Genomic DNA, 19038 nt, shown 5'->3' with positions numbered 1-19038 from the left:
GCACAGCCCGGGTACCTCACCCAACAAGAAGGATCGGCAGGAATTTCATTGGCAATCGCCGATCTTGCTGCGTACGCGCATCTGAGCAAGGAGGACATCGAGGCCCTCGGGCGGGAGCTCGACGAGGTTCGCCGCGAGATCGAGGGGTCGCTGGGCGAGCGGGATGCGGCCTACATCCGGCGCACGATCCGGTTTCAGCGGATGCTCGAGGTGGTTGCGCGTGTGGGGATCGCCGTCACCGGGTCGCGGGCCGGATGGATGGCGGGTACCGCCGCGCTGGCATTCGCCAAGAGCGTGGAGAACATGGAGATCGGTCACAACGTGTCCCATGGTCAGTGGGACTGGATGAACGATCCCGAGATCCACTCCGCCACGTGGGAGTGGGACATGGTGGCGGTCTCCTCGCAGTGGAGGTATTCGCACAACTACCGCCACCACATGATGACGAACATCGTCGGCGTCGACGACGACCTCGGGTTCGGGATCATGCGGATGACCCGCGACGAGCCGTGGCAGCCTGTGCATCTGCTGCAGCCGCTCCGAAACATGTTGTTGGCCGTGATCTTCGAGTGGGGGATCGCCCTGCATGGCATCCATTCGGAGCGTGATCGCCTGATGCCGGATGCCGACCGACTGGCAGAGCAGCGAGCGACCCTGAGGCGAAAGATCGCGCGACAGGCGGTCAAAGACTACGTGATGTTTCCGGCGATGAGTGGAACCCGTTGGCGCAGAACGCTGGTCGCCAACGTGACGGCCAACGTCGTGCGTAATCTCTGGGCGTACGTCGTGATCTTCTGCGGGCATTTCCCCGACGGTGCGGAGAAGTTCACCCCGGACGTCATCAAGCAGGAGACCAGGGGAGAGTGGTATCTACGCCAGATCCTCGGCGCCGCGAACTTCAGGGCGGGCCGACTGCTGGCGTTCGCCAGCGGCAATCTGTGCTACCAGATCGAGCACCATCTGTTCCCTGAGCTGCCGAGCAACCGCTACGCCCAGATCTCGGTCCGCGTGCGTGCGATCTGCCGTCGGTACGATCTGCCGTACACCACCGGTTCAATTGTGCGCCAGTACTTCTTGACACTTCGAACCATTCACAAGCTTGCGCTTCCCGACCGGCTGCTCACCGCCACGAGTGACGACGCACCGGAGACCGCGTCGGAGAGGAAGTTCGTCGGTGACCGCTTTGCGGTGGGCGGGCTTCGGACCGCGCTGCGCGACGGCGCCCGCGCGCGTCGACGACGGCGAGCCGCCTGAGGGATTCGCCGTACTCCCGACGCCCGGCGCGGGAACGGCGTACCGTCGACCTTATCGGGTACTCGATTTCGAGTGAACATGCCTGACTTCAAGAGGAAATCATGACGGCTTCGCCAACAACGTTCCGAACCCCCTACGAGAAGCGTGTGGGTCTCGTCCGGGACACCATCAAGGACCATTCCAAGCTCGGTGACAAGGCTGCGGGCGAATTGGCGGTGCGCGTGCTGCACGTACTGGACTCGATACCCGAGAGGGTGCGTTGACAGACCGGGTCGTCTGCACGTGCGCAATGGATGCCACCTTTGGAGGTGTAGGACGTGACTGTCATGGTGAAGCTGCCCGGTGGCGGAGTCGACGAGTACATGAGGTCCGGTGACGTCTACGTCAAACACGACGACGGCACCCTTGACGTCGTCCGTACCGGCTCCAGCCAACCGCACAGCTATGCGGCAGGCGAGTGGACCGAGGTCGACGGAGACGAAAAGCGTTGGAAGAAGCTACGTTTCCGGCACTGATGTGACGGCTCCGGCGTCTGACGAACGGCTGTGGACATAAACTCGGCGCGACGGCCGGCGGGCCGGAACCGGACGGATTGCGGTTGAGCGTGTCGATCGTCGAACAATTGCTCGCGGCCGTCGACGGCCGCCGCGGAGTCGACGCAGCCGATCGTCTGTGTGAGGCGTGCGTGATGCTCCTCGCCGTTGACGCCGTGGCGATTTCGCTGGTGTTCGACGGCGCCAACGCCGGCACGCTCGGTTCGAGCGGTCCGCGGGCCAGGGAGTGCGACGAGTTGCAGTTCATCCTCGGCGAGGGTCCGTGTCTGGAGTCGGTGACGCGGCGCGCCCCGGTGCAGGTGGCCGATCTCGCCGGACCGGCGGGCCGGCGCTGGCCGGTCTACGGTCCGGCGATGCTCGCCATGCGGATTCACGGGGTTTCCGCGATGCCCGTCATCGTGGCCGGCGAATATGTCGGCGCACTCGATCTGTTCCGGGAAGCGCCCGGCGCGCTCACCGCTGCGCAGCTCGGTGGGGCGGTGGTGGCGGCCGAGCTGGCCGGGGTGCCGCTGCTGGACCTTCTCGACGAGGACATGCAGGCCGCCGTCAACGACCCCGGAAGTGACGCCTGGGCAGAGCTGAACACGCTGTCCCGCGTGGAGGTCAGCCAGGCCACCGGCATGCTCGTGGCCCAGCTCGACGTGGAACCCGCCGAGGCATTGCTGCGACTGCGCGCCCACGCGTACTCGACCGGCCGCGCGGCAACTGACGTCGCCCGCGACATTCTCGAGCGCACACTGAAATTGGAGGCCGACTGATGCGGCCTCACGAAGAATCCCCGGGGAGGAGGGCGGCGTGACCGATGGCGCTCGCGAGACACAGGTCCTGGACGTGGTGGCGTCTTTCGTCGACCGACTGCTCGTCGACTTCGACACGGTGGACCTGCTCACCGAGCTGACCGAGCGTTGCACCGAGCTGCTCGACGTGGCGGCGGCCGGTCTTCTGTTCGCCGATCCGTTCGGCAAGCTCAGCCTGCTCGCCGCGACTTCCGAGCAGGCCCGGGAACTGGAGCTGTTCCAGTTGCAGGCCCACGAGGGCCCGTGCCTGGAGAGTTTCGGGTCGGGTGAACCCGTTCCCGTCGCCGACCTGCACGAGGCCGTGCGGCGGTGGCCGACGTTCGTTCCCGCGGCGCTGGACGGCGGCTTCGCATCGGTGCATGCGGTGCCGATGCGGGCGGCCGGCGACGCTATGGGCGCCCTCGGCCTGTTCGGCGTCAGGCCCGGTGCGCTCCTCGACGATGACCGCCTCATCGCCCAGACACTGGCCCATATTGCCTGTGTGGCGATCCTGCAGGGGCGGGCGCCGACACCGTCGACCATCATTCCTCAGCTCCGTACCGCCTTCACCAGCCGTGTCGTGGTGGAGCAGGCGAAGGGCTTCCTGCGGGAAGTACTCGACGTGTCCACCGAAGATGCGTTCAGGGTCCTGCGCGGCTACTCGCACGCGAACGGTGAACATCTCACCGAGGTCGCCCGCCGGCTGATGAAAGACCGGCATTCCCGCCCGACGCTGGTCGCCTCGATCCTCGACTACGCCGCACGCCCGGAGCGTTAAGGGGTTTTCCTGGCCCGTGCGCGGCGCACCGCCTCGTCCACCAGTTGCTCGGCGACGACGGCAAGCTTGACATTGTCGGCCTGGCTCAGACGCTTGAGCCGGTCGAACGCCTCCTCCGCGGTTGCGCCCGAGCGGCTGCGGATGATCCCGATGGCCTGGTCGATCACCGCGCGACTGCTCAGCGCCCGCTGCAGCCGTTCGGTCCGCTCCCGCGCGCCGGCCAGCAAATAGGCGTTGTACACCGCGACAGCCGCGGGCTTCGCGAACTGGGTACCCAGCTGCACGGCGTGGTCGCCGAACGCGTCGCGGGCGTGGGCATAGGCGTTGATCGCGCCGATCACCTGGTCGTCCACGATCAGGGGTAGCGACAGCGCGGAGTGCACCGCCATCCGGGCCACCCTGCCGCCGAAATGCGGCCAGCGCTCGTCACTGCCCAGGGAGCCGCTGACGGAGACCCGGCCCGTAAGCATGCAGGTGACGCACGGTCCCTCGTGGAGCTCGTCGTATTGGACCCGGTCGATCTCGGTGACGAAGTCGGCGGTGGCGGAGCAGATCTGAACCTCGCTCGGTTCGTGGTGTGTCCGGCGCAAGGCGATGCTCACACCATCGACGCCGGGGATGGCGTGCGCCGCGAATGCGGCGACGTCACCGAGCAGGTCACCGATCGACCGGGCGCCGGCCACCAGGCCGGCGACTCCATCCAGACCAGCATGCAGGTCGATCTCGTCGGCCTGGCGCTGCGCGGCCGACAGATCTGTCTGCGTGGCCCGGCCGGGCTGTGCGTCGAAATCAGCCATCTGCTACCGGACGATACGCGACTCAGCTCACGAGCGAGAGGGCATGCGCGCGCCGCAGCTTTCCCGACGGCGTCTTCGGGATCGTGCCCGGCGCCAGCACCACCACGTTGCGCGGCCGCACGTCGACCTCGGCGAACACCTCGTGGGCGACCTGCCGTTCGACCCGGCGCACCTGGGTTTCGTCACCGAAGTCCTTGCACTCCACGGCGACTGCGAACGTCTCCCGCGACCGGCCCGCTTCCAGGCGCACCGCGACGGCGCAGCCGGGCCGGACCCCGTCGACGCGGCCCGCCGCCCGTTCGATGTCGGTGGGGTAGATGTTGCGTCCGGCCATGATGATCACGTCTTTGAGTCGTCCGCACACCACGACGTCGCCGACCTCGGTGAGATAGCCGATGTCGCCGGTGTCGTACCAGCCGCGATCATCTTGCGCGCCAATGAATCCGGCGACGGTGGTGTATCCCTTGGTGACCGGTTCACCGCGCACCTCGATGACCCCGACACCGCGGGCGGGCAGCTCGGCGCCGTCCTCGTCGACGACCCGCACTTCCAGGCCCTGCAGGGGTCGCCCGAGGGTGACGAGGCGTCGGGTGTGTCCCTTGGTGGCCGGAACCGCGCGATGCAGGACGGCGAGCAGGTCGGCGTCCACTTCGTCGACCACCATGCCGCCGCCACATTCGGAGAACGACACCGCGACCGTGGTCTCGGCCATGCCGTACGCGGGGACGATCGCCTCGGGTTTGAGACCGAAGGGGGCGCCCGCGTCGCAGAGGTCCTCGACGTCGAGCGGATCCACCTGTTCGGCGCCCGAGAGCGCCCACCGCAGCGAGGACAGGTCGAACTCGCCGGGGTCGGCCTGGCGGCGCAGGCGTCGGGCCAGCAGGTTGTAGGCGAAGTTCGGCGCGGCGGTCATCGTGCCCCGGTATTTGTCGATCAGCCTGGGCCACAACAGGATATCGCTCAGAAAGTCCATGGGCGTGACCTTCACCAGTTCGGCGCCGAAGTACATCGGCACCGTCAGATAGCCGGTCATGCCCATGTCGTGGAAGCACGGCAGCCAGCTGACGATCACATCGGTGTCGATGTCGAAGTCGCAGCCGGCGGTCATCGCGTCGGCGTTGGCGACGATGTTGGCGTGGGTGATCTGGACGGCCTTCGGGGATCCGGTGGAACCGCTGGTCAACTGCATCAGCGCGATGTCGTCGTCGTTGGTGTCGACGGGATCGACGCGATCAGCGGCGAGGTGGTCGGCGATGGTCAGCACGGTCATGCCGAGGCCTTCGAGCACTGGGGCGGCGGCCATGAACGGATCGGAGATGACGACGGCTCTGGCCGAGATCATGCCGATGACGGCGGTGGTTTCCTCGGCCCAGCGCACCAGGTCGGTGCGCGGCGTGGGCTGGTGCACCATGGTCACGCTGGCCCCACGCATCCAGACGCCCTGCGCGGCCGGGGCGATCTCGACGGGTGCACCGGCCAGCATCGCGACCGCGTCGCCCGGGCCGACACCGGCGGCGGCCAGTCCGCCGGCCACCCTGCGGGCGCGCTGGTGGACCTCTTCCCAGGAATGGCGGACCGGCGAGTGGGGCTCGCCGGTGTTGAACCCCTTGGTGCTGAGGTGGGCGTTGGCGAACATCGTTTCGGTGAAGCGGCTCATAGACAGCCCTTTATGGCGATGGCGCGCACGCGCGCGTGGTCTGAGAACATGGCCCGCAGCTGTGCCGCGGGGCGGTCGGTCGGGGCAGAGTCCGCGGGAATTCGGCCGCTGTCACAGGGAGGACGTGGACTCCTCGGGTCCGGTCCGGATGGTCCTCGGTCCGGGCGGAGCGAGGGACGCGCGGTGCCTGGGGTTCCGACTGTACGGGGTGTGCAGCCAGCGGCGGGTGCAGCGCACCCGGCCGGGGGTCGAATTGTGACTTGTCTGGACACGGAACTCCCGAGTGTGTCGCACACCGTGCATGTCGGATGACGCCGAGTTCGGCGCGGCAGGGATCTGCGGTCGCCGCCGTGACGTGTCCGTGTGGCTGGAGTGTCAACCCGGGTAAACCGTAGCGCGCCGGGGCCCGGTCTTGGCGTATTGGGGCCTCTGGGCGTCGAGGTGTGCCTACGGAGAGGGTGCGCATGTCCGATTTGCCCACGGCGAGCGACACATTCGGCGATCAGCCGGTCCAGCCCCTGAATGCGCCGACAAAATCGCTGGTGGTGGGCGCCTCGGGCCGGTGGGCGGCGCCGCCTCTGAAAGCCTGGTCAGGGCACAGGGAGGTGTAGGCTGAGGTGAGCTGGCAATCCCAGCAGTCCGGTTGAGAGCATTCTCTGCGCAGTCGCGGTGTTCTCCCCGAGTCTTCACACACGCCGGCGACGCCGGTGGCAACAGCCCGGTCTGGACCGTCTTGAATGCTTCATCGTCAGCCAACCATTTGCTCGCTCCCTTTGGAATGCAGGGCTTTTCCTACTTGCCCAGCGTCGGCATCCTCAGCACGTACGCGCCCACGGTATGCGGGCTGGCCACGTTCAGCGCCGCCCTTGCCGGCGGTCTGTCGGCGCGGGGTATCGACGTCAACGTGGTGCGCATCGCCGACGGCACACCCTCGGCGGACAGCAAGGTCGTCGGGGAGCTCGTCAACGGGTCGTCGCCGTCGGTCGCGGCAGCGGCGGAGCGGCTCAACGGCTGCGATGTCGCCGTCATCCAGCACGAGTACGGCATCTACGGCGGCGCCGACGGCGAGGAAGTCGTCGAGATCATCAGGGGCCTGCGCGTCCCGTCGATCGTCGTCGTCCACACCGTGCTCGAAAGCCCTACGCCACACCAACTTTCGGTGCTCGAAGACGTCCTGGCGCTCGCCGGTCGCGCTGTCGTGATGTCCGCCGCGGCGCGGGCCCGGCTGTGCGCCGGTTACACCGTGGATCCGGACAAGGTGAGCATCATCCCGCACGGCGCGGCGCTTCCCGACGCGGTGGCACCGAAACCGGTGGGGCGGCCGACGATCCTGACCTGGGGCCTGCTGGGGCCCGGTAAGGGCATCGAGCGTGTCATCGACGCGATGGTCACGCTGAAGGACCTTCCCGCTGCGCCGCGGTACCTGATCGCAGGCCGCACGCACCCCAAGGTGCTCGCCACCCACGGGGAGGCCTACCGGGACGGTCTCATGGCGCAGGCCCAGCGGCTTGGAGTCGCCGACTCGGTGGTCTTCGACGCCACCTACCGCACCCCCCAAGCGCTGACGACACTGCTGCAGGACGCCGCGGTCGTCGTCCTGCCCTACGACTCGAAAGAGCAGGTCACCTCGGGTGTGCTGGTCGATTCGGTAGCCAGCGGGCGACCCGTCATCGCCACCGCCTTCCCCCACGCAGTCGAACTGCTCGGCACCGGCGCGGGCACCGTCGTAGATCACGACGATGCCGGTGCGCTCGTCGACGCCCTGCGGCGGCTGCTCACCGACTCGCGCGCCGCCGGCTCCATGGCCTTCGCGGCTCGTGAGCTGGCCCCTGCGATGGCGTGGCCCGTGGTGGCCTCCGCCTACATCGCCCTGGCCCAGCGCCTGGTCGCCGAGCGACTGGCGGCCGCGTGACCGGCTCCGTGCCGTACCCGGTGTTCACCCACCTGCTGGGTATGACGGACCACCGGGCCACCTTCGAGCACGCCCAGCTGAGCCAGCCGCGTCGCGAGCACGGCTACTGCACCGACGATGTGGCCAGGGTGCTGGTGGTCGCCACCCGCGAGCCGGACTCCTCACCCGAGGTCAACAGGCTCGCAGGCACGGCGCTGACCTTCCTCAACCGCGCCCAGCGCCACGACGGCACCTGCCACAACCGGATGAGCGCGGGCGGCCACTGGACCGACGTGCCGAGCACCGACGACCACTGGGGCCGGGCCATCTGGGGACTGGGCACCGCCGCCGCCCACAGCGACGTCAGCCTGGTCCGCCGGCTGGCCACGATCCAGTTCGAGCGCTCCGCGGCGACCAGGTCACCCCACCTTCGCGCGACGGCGTTCGCCGCGCTCGGTGCCGCCGAGCTTCTCAGCGTCACCCCCGGGCATTCGGCCGCGCTGGCACTGCTCACCGACTACGCCGCTTCGGTTACCCCGGCGACGGGTGACGCCGAATGGCCGTGGCCCGAGAAGCGGCTCTCCTACGCCAACGCCGTACTGGTCGAGGCGATGATCGCCGCGGGCGTGGCACTGGACGATCCGGCGTTGCGGCAGCGCGGTCTGGACCTGCTGGAGTGGCTGCTTGGCGTCGAAACGGCCGACGGTCACCTCTCACCCACCCCGGCCACGGGGCGGGGACCCGACGACAGGCAACCCGGGTTCGACCAGCAGCCTATCGAGGTGGCCAGCCTGGCCGATGCCTGCGCCCGCGCGGCGGCCACCGATCCGAGCCCGATGTGGCCCGAGGGCGTCATGGCCGCCGCGGCCTGGTTCCAGGGCGACAACGACCTCGGCCTGCCCATGTGGGATCCCCGGACCGGTGCAGGTTTCGACGGTCTGCACGCCGACCGGGTGAACCTCAACCAGGGCGCCGAGTCCACCCTCGCCGTGATCTCCACCCTGCAGCAGGCGCGCAGCTTCGTGCCTGTCCCGCAATGACATCCACCGGGATCCAGCTCGTGACCCGCAGCCCGCAGCGGGTTGCGGCCGACCCGGGCCGCGTGGTCACCCGGCTGTTCGTGCCGGGCCACGAGGGGTTCGAGCATCAGGAGTCCCGTGCGGGGGCGGTGCTGTCGCGGATCCTGGCCCTGACCGACGACGAGGTGCGGGCGGCCCTGCAGGATGTGCTGATCCGCTTCGACGGGCGTCACCGTGATCTGACCGGCACCTTCCGCCGGCACGCCAGGGAGCTCGCCGACCGGCTCGACCCCACCCGGGAGTTCACCGAGGCGCGCATGCTGTTGCTGGGGGCCACGTTCACCAACGAGTACTCGATCGAGGGTGCGGCACTGTGCAATCCGAGCGTCGTCGCGCACCCCGACCAGTCCGGCACCGTCCCGGGCAGCCTGCGGTTCGTGATGAGCGTCCGGGGGATCGGGGAGGGACACCGTTCGAGCATCGGGTTCCGGACGGGCGTCGTCGGCTCGACGGGTCACGCCACGATCGACGAACCTGCTCCGTTCGCCTCCACCGGACGGGTCGAGCCCACCCTGCTGGACGCCGCCGTCTTCCGCACCGAACTCCGTGACAAGGGCTGCGGCGGCGAGGCCGCCGACTACGTCTTCGATGCGCTCGGTGCGCTGTTCACCAGGTCCGACCTGGACGAGCGGCTCGAAAGACTGCGCGCCCACCTGAGCACACGCGGACATGTCGAGGACACGATCGCGACCATCCGCGGCGTCGCCGCCCGCTGTTACGCGGTCGAGTTCCCGGATGACACAACACTTTCCGAGCGGGTGCTGTGGCCGGAGATGGAAGCCGAACACGCCGGCATGGAGGACGCCCGCTTCGTGCGTTTCGTCGACGACGACGGTTCGATCCGCTACCACGCGACGTACACCGCCTACAGCGGATCGCACATCAGCCAGCAACTGCTCACCACCGCGGACTTCCAGACCTTCACCTCCGGGCCCCTCGTCGGGAGTGCCGCCGCCAACAAGGGGCTGGCGTTGTTCCCTCGCCGCATCGGTGGCCGGTACGCCGCGATGTCGAGGTCGGACCGCGAGACCAACACCGTCGCCTTCGCCGATGATCTGTCGGTCTGGACCACGGCGTTGCCCTGCCAACAGCCGGCCGAGGTGTGGGAGACGCTGCAACTCGGAAACTGCGGTCCGCCGATCGAGACCGACAGGGGCTGGCTGCTGTTGACACACGGCGTCGGGCCGATGCGCACGTACAGCATCGGGGCGATCCTGCTTGACCTCGACGATCCGACCCGGGTGATCGGACGACTGCGACGGCCCCTGCTGACCCCGGCGGCCGACGACCGGGACGGGTATGTGCCCAACGTGGTGTACTCGTGCGGCGCGCTCGTCCACGCGGACACCCTGGTGATCCCGTACGGGATCTGCGACAGCGCCATCGGTCTCGCGACGGTCCCGCTGCCGGACCTGCTGGCCGAGCTCGCCGGGTCGCCTCGGCACTGACCGGCGCCGGCGACGGGTACACTGGAATCAACCCGCCGACTCGATGCGCTGTCTCGCTCGCTCACCGTCGACCGGTTCCCACACATTCTTTCGGTTTCAGGGTCTGTATCCACGCCCTTCAGCTGGATCGACTCTAGGACCCCGCCATGGCAATCACCGACATCGCCCACTACACCCATCTGAGCCCCGAAGACATCGAAAGCCTCGGCCGTGAGCTCGACACGATCCGCAGCGACATCGAGGAGTCGCTCGGGAGCCGTGACGCCGCCTACATCCGGCGCACCATCTCGTTCCAGCGCACGCTCGACGTCGCGGCGCGTCTGCTCATCGCCACCACCCGGTCGACGGCGGGCTGGGTGCTGGGCACCGCCGCGCTCGGGTTCGCCAAGAGCGTGGAGAACATGGAGATCGGTCACAACGTGTCCCACGGCCAATGGGATTGGATGAACGACCCGGAGATCCACTCGAGCACGTGGGAGTGGGACATGGTCGCGGTCTCGTCACAGTGGAGGTCGTCGCACAACTACCGCCACCATGTGTTCAGCAACGTGCTGGGTGAGGATGACGATCTCGGCTTCGGCGTGATGCGGGTGACCTCTGATCAGCCGTGGCGGCGACGGTATCTGCTGCAGCCGTTGCAGAATCTGTTCCTGGCGTTGACGTTCGAATGGGGCATCGCCCTTCACGGGGTGAACCTGGACCGGTCGCGGGCCGAAAAGCTCTCGCAGACCAGGGCATTGGTCGGCAAGGTGGCCCGTCAGGGGTTCAAGGACTATGCCCTGTGGCCGGCGCTGAGCCTGCGGCGCTGGCGTAGAACCCTGAAGGCGAACGCGGTAGCGAACCTGCTGCGCAACCTGTGGGCGTACGTGGTGATCTTCTGCGGGCACTTCCCGGAGGGCACCCAGAAATTCACCGCCGACGTCCTGGAAACCGAGACCAGGGCCGAGTGGTACCTGCGACAGATGCTGGGCGCGGCCAACTTCAAGGCGGGCAGGTTCCTGGGTTTCGCCAGCGGCAACCTGTGCTACCAGATCGAGCACCACCTGTTCCCGGACCTGCCGAGCAACCGGCTGGCCGAGATCTCCCGTCGGGTGCGCCCGCTGTGCGAGAAGTACGGCCTGCCCTACCTCACCGGCTCGCTGGCCCACCAGTACGGGTCGACGCTGCGGATCATCCACCGGCTGGCATTGCCGGACAGACCAGCCGCCGCCGAGATCGCGTCCAGCGCGGCCGTTTCCCGTATCAGCGCGCAGTAGAAGCAGTTTCGGCGAGTTGGCGGGCCCGCGGGGGTGGCGCTTCGTTCAGCGGGCGACGGGCCAGTCCCATACCGACAGGTCACCGCGCGGATAGTTCATGCAGACAGCAGTCGCTTTGGCCACTATGCCCTTGTTGTTGAAGAACACCTTCGCCCAGTTTCCCCACCGGGTGGCCACCTGCTCGTAGTAGATGTTGGTGGCGGTGTTCTCGGAGTACTGACGACGCCCGACCGCATCGAGGGAGTAGAACCAGTGGATGCGGTCCTCCGCGGCCTGCTGCACGTCGAGCGGACGGTTGCTCTTGTCCAGCATGTACCGCTCGAAGTAGACCGGGCTCGTGTCGCGGGCTGCTGCCAGATACTGCTCGGCGTCGCACTGCGTTTCGATCTGCTTGCTCGGAATCGGATACTCGTCGGTGGCGTCGGCGGCGGCGCGCGGCGCGCCCAGCAGGCCGGGCACGGCCGCCGCCGTGACGATCATCAGCAGAGCCCGCAGCGTCCACCGGATGTCGGGCCCGGTCATGCCGTCACTTCCTCGGCCACCTTGGGCCAGGGTTTCGGCTTCGGACGTCGCCGCACGTGCGTCGGCCACCAGAACCATTTGCCCATCAGTGCCGCGATGGACGGTGTCATCAGTGACCGGACGATCAGCGTGTCGAACAGCAGGCCGAGACCGATGGTGGTACCCACCTGACCGATGACGATCATGTCGCTGACGATCATGCCGATCATCGTGAAGGCGAACACGAATCCCGCTGCGGTGACCACGGATCCGGTGCCGGCCATGGACCGGATGATTCCGGTGTTCACTCCGGCGTGGAGCTCCTCTTTCATGCGTGACACCAGCAGCAGGTTGTAATCCGCGCCGACGGCAAGCAACACGATCACCGACATGGGCAGCACCATCCAGCCCAGCGGGATACCGACGACGTGCTGCCACAGAAGAACTGACAGACCGAACGACGTGCCCAGGCTCAACACCACGGTGCCGACGATGACGGCAGCCGCCGCGACGGCCCGGGTGAGGATCACCATGATCAGGAAGATCAGGATCAGCGATGCGACGGCGGCGATCAGCAGGTCGTAATCGGCACCCTGCTGCATGTCCTTGTACATCGCGGCGCTGCCGCCGACGTAGATCGTGGAACCCTCCAGCGGGGTGCCCTTGATGGCATCCGCGGCCGCGACGCGCAGTGGATCGATGCGGGCGGTGCCGGCTTCGGTCAAGGGATCGCCTTGATGGAACACGGTGAAGCGCACCGCTTTCCCGTCCGGGGACATGAACAGCTTGATGCCCCGCTGGAAGTCGGCGGTCTGGAACGCCTCCGGCGGCAGGTAGAACGTGTCGTCGTTGCGGGCGGTGTCGAACGCCTCGCCCATCGCCGTGCTGTCCTCCTGCATGGCGATGTTCTGATCCTGCTGCATCTTCTGCGCCTGGTACTGATTCAGCATGATCTGCTTCTGGTTCTTCATCGTCTGAATCATCGCGGGCATGATGGCCGCCATCTGCGGCGTCAGCTGCGCCATCCGCTCGATGCTGGGCACCAGCTCGGTGAAATCGTCGGACATCGTGCTGATGCCGTCGAGGCTGTCGAACACCGACCGCAGTGCCCAGCACATCGGGATGTTGTAGCAGTGCGGCTCCCAGTAGAAGTAGTTGCGCAGCGGGCGGAACTGATCGTCGAAATCGGCCAGGTGGTCCCGGACTTCGTTGAGGTTCGCCGACGTGTCCTTCATCTTGTCGGCCATCTCGCGGGTGACCTCGGACAGCTCCAGGGTGATGCGCTGCATCTCCTCCATCGAGTCGATGGTCACCTGCATCTCGTTGGCCTGCTGCAGCGTGTTCTCCAGCACGGTCTGCTGGAAGTCGTTGTTCATGATCTGCCCGTTGCCGCTCTGGCTGATGGTGTAGGCCAGCGACGCGTGCTTGATCGGCTTCCCGTCCGGACGGGTGATCGTGGTGACCGAAGCGATTCCGTGCACCCGGGTCAGCGCCTTGGCGATCTTCTCGATCACCAGGAAGTCCGCCGGGTTGCGCATATCGTGATCCGATTCGACCATCACCAGGTCGGGATTCATCTTGGCGTCGGAGAAGTGCCGGTCGGCCGCGGCGTAACCCACGTTGGCGGGCACCCCGTCGGGCAGATAGATGCGGTCGTTGTAATTGGTGTGGTACCCGGGCAGGGCCAGCAGGCCGACCAGGCACAGCACGGTGGCCATCACCAGGACCGCACCGGGCCAGCGGACCGTCGCCGAACCGAGTTTGCGCCAGCCTCGTGCCCGCCCGTTTCCCTTGGGCTCCAGCACATTGCCGAACCGCGTCACGATCGAGATCAGCGCCGGACCCAGGGTAAGCGCCGCGGCCACCACGATGATCATGCCGACGGCCAGCGGGAATCCCATGCTCTGGAAGTACGGCAACCGGGTGAAGTGCAGGCAGGCGGTCGCACCGGCGATCGTCAGTCCCGAGGCCGCAACCACGTGGGCGGTGCCGTGAAACATGTCGTAATAGGCCGACTCTCGGTCCATCCCCGATCGTCGGGCCCCTTGGTATCGCCCGATCAGAAAGATCGCGTAGTCGGTCGCGGCGGCGATGGCCAACGTCACCACCATGCTGGTGGCGAAGGTGGTGAGCCCGAAAACCTCGTAGAACCCGAGGAAGGAGACGATGCCGCGGGCCGACAGCAGGCCGACGAAAACCATCGACATGGTGACGACCGTCGTGATGACCGATCGGTAGATGATCAGCAGCATCACGATGATGATGCCGATCGTCACCGACTCGATCGTCTTCATGCTGGCGTCGCCGACGATGTTCTGATCGGTGGTCAGCGCCGCGGGCCCGGTGACATACGCGCGGACCCCCGGGGGCGCCTGAGTGCTGTCGACGATGGCCCGCACGGCGTGCACCGATTCGTTGGCCAGCGTCTCGCCCTGGTCACCGGCGATGTACACCTGCACGTAGGCGGCCTTGCCGTCGATGCTCTGGGCGCCGGCCGCGGTCAGGGTGTCACCCCAGAAGTCCTGCACGTGCTGCACATGCTCGGTGTCGGCGTCGAGTTGGCGGACCACCTCGTCGTAGAACGCGTGCGCGTCCGGACCGAGCGCCTCCTCGCCCTCGACGACGATCATCACCGAGCTGGAGGTGTTGTACTCGTCGAACTTGTCGCCGACGTGCTTGGTCGCGATCAGCGCGGGCGCATCGTTGGGGCTCATCGACACGGCGCGCAGCTTGCCGACCTCCTCGAGCTGCGGCACGACGGTGTTGAGCAGCGCGACGATGGCGACCCAGGCCAGGACGATCGGCACAGCGAACGTGCGGATGAAGCGTGGCAGCTTCGGCCGGGAGGGGGCCGCGTGCCGCGCCGGCGGCAGGACGTCGGTGGGTGCGTCGTCTGTAGACGTGGTCATGCTGCCTTCACCAGGCAGTAGGTGGCGGCGTTCAAGCCCTCGGCCGTCCTCTCGTCTTTCACCTCGTCATCGACGGTGACTCGGCAGGTGATGGATTGACCGTCGCCCTGGGCCATGATGTTGGGCATCACGGACGGCAACGTCGTCTCCAAGGTCAGTGACCAGGGCAGACTCACCTCGCCCGTGCGCTGCGGTTTCCCGTCCAGGTCGGCGTAGTTGATGGTCGCGGTGGAACCGGAGCCGAAGATCTCGTAGGTGACGACCTTGGGGTTGAAGTTCTCGGCGGTGTCGGCGTCCACCGGCGTGACGATGGCCTTGTCGGAGCCGAACACCGACCGCAGATTCGCCACCGTCACGGCGCCGACCGCCACCGCGGCGATCACCAGCACGGGTAGCCAGACCCGCTTGACGACAGTGATCACCACGCGCACCGCGCGTGATCGGCACTGCTGTGCAACGACTTTCGGGGGAGTTTTGTGCGCGCGAAAGCTGCAGGCAAAGTCGTGCCTTTCGACGAGGGACTCCGCAGGCCACCAGCCGGCATGCGATCTGTTAGGCAATCTAGGCGCGCAAGTGGATAGAGTCAATCCGGTTATTGCGTTTTGGTAAGGCACATCACTAAATTGGACTTCGTGATTGACAAACCCTGCCGTGGTCTGCGCAAGGACGCCGAGCGCAACAGGCAGCGCGTGCTCACCGCTGCGCGCGAGCTCTTCGCCGTCGAGGGCATGGAGGCCAGCCTCAACGATGTGGCCCGTCACGCGGGTGTCGGCGTTGGCACGGTCTACCGCCGGTTCGCCACCAAGGAGGAGCTCGTCGAGGCGATCTTCGAAAGCGGTGTCGACGAGGTGGTCTGTCTTGCGGAAGCTGCTCTGCGACACCAGGATTCGTGGGAGGGGTTCGTGTGGTTCGTCGAGCGCCAGTGTCTACTCACCGCAACCGACCGTGGGCTCCGCGAAATGGTGTACAGCAAGGCCTACGGCGGCAACCGTGTGGAGCGCGTCCGCGAGCGGCTGGCCCCGCTGATGAAGGAACTGGTGGAACGGGCGCGGCGTGACGGATACCTGCGTCCGGACGTCGAATCCACGGACATGCCGGTCATCGGACTACTGGCCGGCACTGTCGGGGAGTGGGCCGGGGATGTCGATCCCGAACTCTGGCGGCGATACGTCGAGCTTCTCCTCGAGGGAATGAGATGCCGTCCGGATCAGAAGCCGCTCGGCGTCGACGCGCTCGGTGAGGAGCAGATGCACGCGGCGATGCACGGATGGGACCCGTCCGGCTGACCCGCGCCCGTGCGCGGGCTTCTGTACGCTCGGCCGCCGTCCGTACACTCGGCGACATGAGTGCTGGGGATCCGGAGGCGGCGGGCCTGCGCAAGGATGCCGAGCGCAACCGGCGGCGGATCATCGAGGCCGCCCGCGAACTCTGCGCCACCCGCGGGCTGGAGGCCACGCTGAACGAGGTGGCGCACCACGCCAACCTCGGTGTGGGCACCGTCTACCGGCGGTTTCCCACCAAGGACGCGCTGTTCGAGGCGATCTTCCGGGACGGGATCGATCAGCTCGTCGTGCTCGCCGAGACCGCGCTCGACGCCGAGGATTCCTGGGAGGGGTTCGCCTGGTTCGTCTGGCAGTTGTGCGAGATGACGGCGACCGACCGCGGCCTGCGCGAGGTCGTGTTCAGCAGGGCGTACTGCGGGGGCCGGGTGGACGCCGCCCGCACCGAGCTGCATCCGCGTATCTCCAAGCTCGTCGAGCGCGCCCAGCGGGACGGCTATCTGCGTCCCGAGGTGTCGGCGACCGACATGCCGCTGCTGGGTCTGATGGCGGGCACGGTGAGCGAGTACTCCGGCGAGGTGTCGGCGGATCTGTGGCGGCGCTACGTGGCGATCCTGTTGCAGGGCATGCGGTCTCAGCAGGGCCTGGAACAGCTTCCGGCAGGCGCGCTGAGTCAGCCGGAGCTGGAGTCGGCGATGCACCACTGGGTGCCGGCGGGCGCCGGGGATTCCGCGCAGTCCCGCTAGCGGGTGCTTTGCCGCCTTAGTCGCCGAGATTGCCTTGGTCGCCGGGGTCGCCTTGGTCGCCTTAGTCGCCTTGGCCGCCTTGGCCGCCTTGGTCGCCTTGGTCGCCATGGTCGCCTTAGTCGCCGAGATTGCGCTGACGGTCGTGTGCTGCGCGCACCTCACAGCCCTGGACGCAATCTCGGTGCCCAAGGACTCAGGCGCCGGCTCGCGGTAGCGCGAACTGCACCCCGGCGAGCTGCTCGGACACCCTCCAGAGTCGCGCGGCGTCGGCGTCATCGCGCGCCGGCCCATACACCTGCTGCTCGGCGGGAGCGCCGCTCAGATGCTGGAACCCGCTGGGCCCGTAGAACTTACCGCCTTCGGCATCGGGGTGGGTGGCGGCATACAGGGCGGGAAGCAGGCCCTGGTCGACGGTCTGGGTGAGGATGCCCAGCCCGGCGAGACGCCGGATCAGCCGGACGCTGAGCGTGTCGCCGTCTCGGCCCATATGCGGTTGGGCCGCAAGCAGATTGGTGGCGGTCACGCCGGGGTGCGCGACGTTGCTGGTGATGCCCCAGCCGGCATGCCTGCTGCGGCGGTCCAGCTCCAGGCCGAACATCAGGTTCGCGATCTTGGACTGGCTGTAGGCCTTGCCTACCGCGTACGACTTCTCGAAGTTCAGGTCGTCCCAGTTGATCGCGTGGCGTGCCGCCGAGATGCTCGACTGCGTCGTCACCCGCGCAGCGCCGGCGGTCAGCAGCGGAAGCAGCCGCGCAGTCAATGCGAAATGTCCGAGATGATTGGTGCCCCATTGCAGTTCGAAGCCGTCGACGGTGGTCTGCCGACTGGGCGGGTTCATCACACCGGCGTTGTTGATCAGCAGGTGGATGGGCCTGCCCTCGCGGAGCAGCTCGTCGGCGAGGTCGGCGACCGACTGCAGCGACGACAGGTCCATCGGGCGGGTGCTGATCCGGGCGTCGGGTGTGGTGGTGCGGATCGCGTCGGCTGCGCGCCTGCCTTTGTCGGCATTGCGCACCGGAAGGATCACCTCGGCGCCTGCGGCGGCCAGCCGACCGGCCAGCCCGAAGCCGATCCCGTCGCTGCCGCCGGTGATGACGGCCAGCTTGCCGTGCAGGTCGGGAACGTCCACCGTGGCTTTGCGTGTCATGTGGTCCACTGTGGCGAAACCTTGGCGCGTTATTCAGGGACTGTCGATCCGTTGATGGAGCGTCCGCGCCGATAGGACTGCGGGTCGGCGCCCAGCGCGGCGAGCTTGGCGTGGCTGGGAGTTCCCGGTGCGGCGGTGAAGACCAGCAGTGTGTGCAGCTGAGCGGGGTCGTGCAGGATCTGGCACTGCAGTTCGAGCACCCCGAGAGCCGGGTGCACCAGGCGTTTGTCGAGTTCGTGTGCCGTTCCGACCAGATGCTGCTTCCACAGTTCGGCGAACTCGTCGCTGCGGCTCAGCAGGTCGTCGACGATTTCGGCCGCCCGCGACCCGGCCCCGTCCCGGGTGTAGCCCATCCGGGCGGCGGCGACGTAGTTGCGTCCGATCGCGGCGTGGTCCTCCGCCGGGTACACCGTGCGCGACGTCGGGTCGGTGAACCAGCGGTACACCACGCTGCGGGCCAACCCCCGATAGGTGGTCTCGTCGCCGAGTAGGGCCCTGGCGGCCGGGGTTTGGACCAGCGTCTCGCCGAGCGCCGACATCACCTGTGCCGGGGTGTCGCTGAGCCGGTCGAGGATGCGCAGCATGGCGGTGCTGACCTGCTCGCCGGCGGGGGTTCGGGCGGGTGCGTTGTGGCCGGCGAGCCGGAACAGGTGGTCGCGTTCGTCCAGCGTCAGTTGCAGCGCACGCGCCAGCGAGGCGAGCACATCCACCGACGGCTGCGGACCGCGCTGCTGTTCCATCCGGCTGTAGTAATCCGTCGAGATCATCGCCAGCGCGGCGACCTCCTCGCGACGGAGGCCGGCGGTGCGGCGGCGCCGGCCGGTGGGTAAGCCGACGTCCGCGGGGGTCAGCGCTTCGCGCCGGGTGCGCAGGAAGTCGGCCAACTGTCGCTGGTCCATCGGTTCAGTCTTCCCTCAGGCGGCGGGGCGTGCCAGGGACCGGCTTGGTCGCCGAGAGACGGCGGG

The 19038-nt window shown here is 67.6% G+C and carries 18 protein-coding genes; 11 read left to right on the top strand and 7 right to left on the bottom strand.

The genetic code is table 11. From position 1 onward, the window contains the following. Nucleotides 1-48 precede the first annotated feature (48 nt). The 5 genes from BN976_RS01515 (at nt 49) to BN976_RS01500 (ending at nt 3362) form a co-directional block, all read left to right on the top strand. The gene (locus BN976_RS01515) at nt 49-1254 is read left to right on the top strand and encodes a fatty acid desaturase family protein (RefSeq protein ID WP_011778318.1); all 1206 of its coding nucleotides are present in this window, start codon (nt 49-51) and stop codon (nt 1252-1254) included. Nucleotides 1255-1355: 101 nt separating this feature from the next. Beyond that, nucleotides 1356-1517, top strand: coding sequence for a DUF6307 family protein (locus tag BN976_RS34005; protein WP_011778319.1), 162 nt, complete (start codon nt 1356-1358; stop codon nt 1515-1517). A gap of 54 nt (nt 1518-1571) precedes the next feature. Further along, the gene (locus tag BN976_RS01510) at nt 1572-1769 is read left to right on the top strand and encodes a hypothetical protein (protein WP_011778320.1); all 198 of its coding nucleotides are present in this window, start codon (nt 1572-1574) and stop codon (nt 1767-1769) included. A gap of 89 nt (nt 1770-1858) precedes the next feature. Continuing rightward, nucleotides 1859-2566, top strand: a complete 708-nt coding sequence (locus BN976_RS01505) for a GAF and ANTAR domain-containing protein (RefSeq protein WP_036367378.1) — start codon at nt 1859-1861, stop codon at nt 2564-2566. Between the two features lie 37 nt (nt 2567-2603). After that, nucleotides 2604-3362, top strand: coding sequence for a GAF and ANTAR domain-containing protein (locus BN976_RS01500; protein ID WP_036367376.1), 759 nt, complete (start codon nt 2604-2606; stop codon nt 3360-3362). On the opposite strand, the gene BN976_RS01495 is transcribed toward BN976_RS01500, so the two are convergent. Together BN976_RS01495 and BN976_RS01490 are read right to left on the bottom strand one after the other, a co-directional pair. Then, the gene (locus tag BN976_RS01495; protein ID WP_011778323.1) at nt 3359-4159 is read right to left on the bottom strand and encodes a GAF and ANTAR domain-containing protein; all 801 of its coding nucleotides are present in this window, start codon (nt 4157-4159) and stop codon (nt 3359-3361) included. The two genes, BN976_RS01500 and BN976_RS01495, sit on opposite strands and share 4 nt — an antisense overlap. A gap of 22 nt (nt 4160-4181) precedes the next feature. Beyond that, entirely contained in the window at nt 4182-5816 is a 1635-nt protein-coding gene (locus BN976_RS01490) for a fatty acyl-AMP ligase (protein WP_036367374.1), read from the bottom strand. A gap of 778 nt (nt 5817-6594) precedes the next feature. On the opposite strand from BN976_RS01490, the gene BN976_RS01485 reads away from it, so the two are divergent. The 4 genes from BN976_RS01485 (at nt 6595) to BN976_RS01470 (ending at nt 11490) form a co-directional block, all read left to right on the top strand. Continuing rightward, nucleotides 6595-7728, top strand: coding sequence for a glycosyltransferase (locus BN976_RS01485; protein WP_051558248.1), 1134 nt, complete (start codon nt 6595-6597; stop codon nt 7726-7728). Continuing rightward, a complete protein-coding gene (locus tag BN976_RS01480; protein WP_036367367.1) occupies nt 7725-8747 on the top strand; it encodes a hypothetical protein in 1023 nt (340 codons plus the stop codon). Before BN976_RS01485 ends, BN976_RS01480 begins: the two co-directional genes overlap by 4 nt. After that, a complete protein-coding gene (locus BN976_RS01475; RefSeq protein ID WP_036367364.1) occupies nt 8744-10234 on the top strand; it encodes a glycoside hydrolase family 130 protein in 1491 nt (496 codons plus the stop codon). The genes BN976_RS01480 and BN976_RS01475 overlap by 4 nt, the downstream gene beginning before the upstream one ends. 146 nt (nt 10235-10380) lie before the next feature. Further along, nucleotides 10381-11490: a fatty acid desaturase family protein gene (locus BN976_RS01470; protein WP_036367361.1), complete on the top strand. Its 1110-nt coding sequence runs from the start codon at nt 10381-10383 to the stop codon at nt 11488-11490. A gap of 45 nt (nt 11491-11535) precedes the next feature. Here the strand turns inward: BN976_RS01470 and BN976_RS01465 are convergent, their stop codons facing one another. The 3 genes from BN976_RS01465 to BN976_RS01455 are packed head-to-tail and all read right to left on the bottom strand — an operon-like array spanning nt 11536 to nt 15322. Beyond that, nucleotides 11536-12012, bottom strand: coding sequence for a DUF5078 domain-containing protein (locus tag BN976_RS01465; protein WP_036367359.1), 477 nt, complete (start codon nt 12010-12012; stop codon nt 11536-11538). Next, nucleotides 12009-14900, bottom strand: a complete 2892-nt coding sequence (locus BN976_RS01460) for an MMPL/RND family transporter (protein WP_036367356.1) — start codon at nt 14898-14900, stop codon at nt 12009-12011. Before BN976_RS01460 ends, BN976_RS01465 begins: the two co-directional genes overlap by 4 nt. After that, on the bottom strand, nt 14897-15322 hold the full coding sequence (locus BN976_RS01455) for an MmpS family transport accessory protein (protein WP_011778331.1): 426 nt from the start codon (nt 15320-15322) through the stop codon (nt 14897-14899). Before BN976_RS01455 ends, BN976_RS01460 begins: the two co-directional genes overlap by 4 nt. A 210-nt stretch (nt 15323-15532) precedes the next feature. Here BN976_RS01455 and BN976_RS01450 point away from each other — a divergent pair, with 210 nt between their 5' ends. Continuing rightward, a complete protein-coding gene (locus BN976_RS01450) occupies nt 15533-16186 on the top strand; it encodes a TetR/AcrR family transcriptional regulator (RefSeq protein WP_036368953.1) in 654 nt (217 codons plus the stop codon). Between the two features lie 56 nt (nt 16187-16242). Further along, nucleotides 16243-16926, top strand: a complete 684-nt coding sequence (locus tag BN976_RS01445; protein ID WP_011778333.1) for a TetR/AcrR family transcriptional regulator — start codon at nt 16243-16245, stop codon at nt 16924-16926. Between the two features lie 193 nt (nt 16927-17119). Here the strand turns inward: BN976_RS01445 and BN976_RS01435 are convergent, their stop codons facing one another. Then, nucleotides 17120-18073 (bottom strand): SDR family oxidoreductase, encoded by a 954-nt coding sequence (locus tag BN976_RS01435; protein ID WP_036368951.1) that lies wholly within the window; start codon nt 18071-18073, stop codon nt 17120-17122. Between the two features lie 29 nt (nt 18074-18102). Continuing rightward, nucleotides 18103-18972 (bottom strand): helix-turn-helix transcriptional regulator, encoded by an 870-nt coding sequence (locus tag BN976_RS01430; RefSeq protein WP_036367350.1) that lies wholly within the window; start codon nt 18970-18972, stop codon nt 18103-18105. Nucleotides 18973-19038: the final 66 nt, after the last annotated feature.

It is taken from the genome of Mycolicibacterium austroafricanum, assembly GCF_000612725.1.
Classification (GTDB): Bacteria; Actinomycetota; Actinomycetes; order Mycobacteriales; family Mycobacteriaceae; genus Mycobacterium; species Mycobacterium austroafricanum.
The sequence above is the reverse complement of the archived record's forward strand: the minus strand, read 5'-3'. Positions and strand labels throughout refer to the sequence as shown.

Coding starts and splice junctions, on each gene's coding strand:
- BN976_RS01490 (WP_036367374.1), bottom strand. CDS start 5,816: ATGAGCCGCTTCACCGAAACGATGTTCGCCAACGCCCACCTCAGCACC.
- BN976_RS01445 (WP_011778333.1), top strand. CDS start 16,243: ATGAGTGCTGGGGATCCGGAGGCGGCGGGCCTGCGCAAGGATGCCGAG.
- BN976_RS01435 (WP_036368951.1), bottom strand. CDS start 18,073: ATGACACGCAAAGCCACGGTGGACGTTCCCGACCTGCACGGCAAGCTG.
- BN976_RS01475 (WP_036367364.1), top strand. CDS start 8,744: ATGACATCCACCGGGATCCAGCTCGTGACCCGCAGCCCGCAGCGGGTT.
- BN976_RS01495 (WP_011778323.1), bottom strand. CDS start 4,159: ATGGCTGATTTCGACGCACAGCCCGGCCGGGCCACGCAGACAGATCTG.
- BN976_RS01470 (WP_036367361.1), top strand. CDS start 10,381: ATGGCAATCACCGACATCGCCCACTACACCCATCTGAGCCCCGAAGAC.
- BN976_RS01430 (WP_036367350.1), bottom strand. CDS start 18,972: ATGGACCAGCGACAGTTGGCCGACTTCCTGCGCACCCGGCGCGAAGCG.
- BN976_RS01485 (WP_051558248.1), top strand. CDS start 6,595: ATGCAGGGCTTTTCCTACTTGCCCAGCGTCGGCATCCTCAGCACGTAC.
- BN976_RS01460 (WP_036367356.1), bottom strand. CDS start 14,900: ATGACCACGTCTACAGACGACGCACCCACCGACGTCCTGCCGCCGGCG.
- BN976_RS34005 (WP_011778319.1), top strand. CDS start 1,356: ATGACGGCTTCGCCAACAACGTTCCGAACCCCCTACGAGAAGCGTGTG.
- BN976_RS01465 (WP_036367359.1), bottom strand. CDS start 12,012: ATGACCGGGCCCGACATCCGGTGGACGCTGCGGGCTCTGCTGATGATC.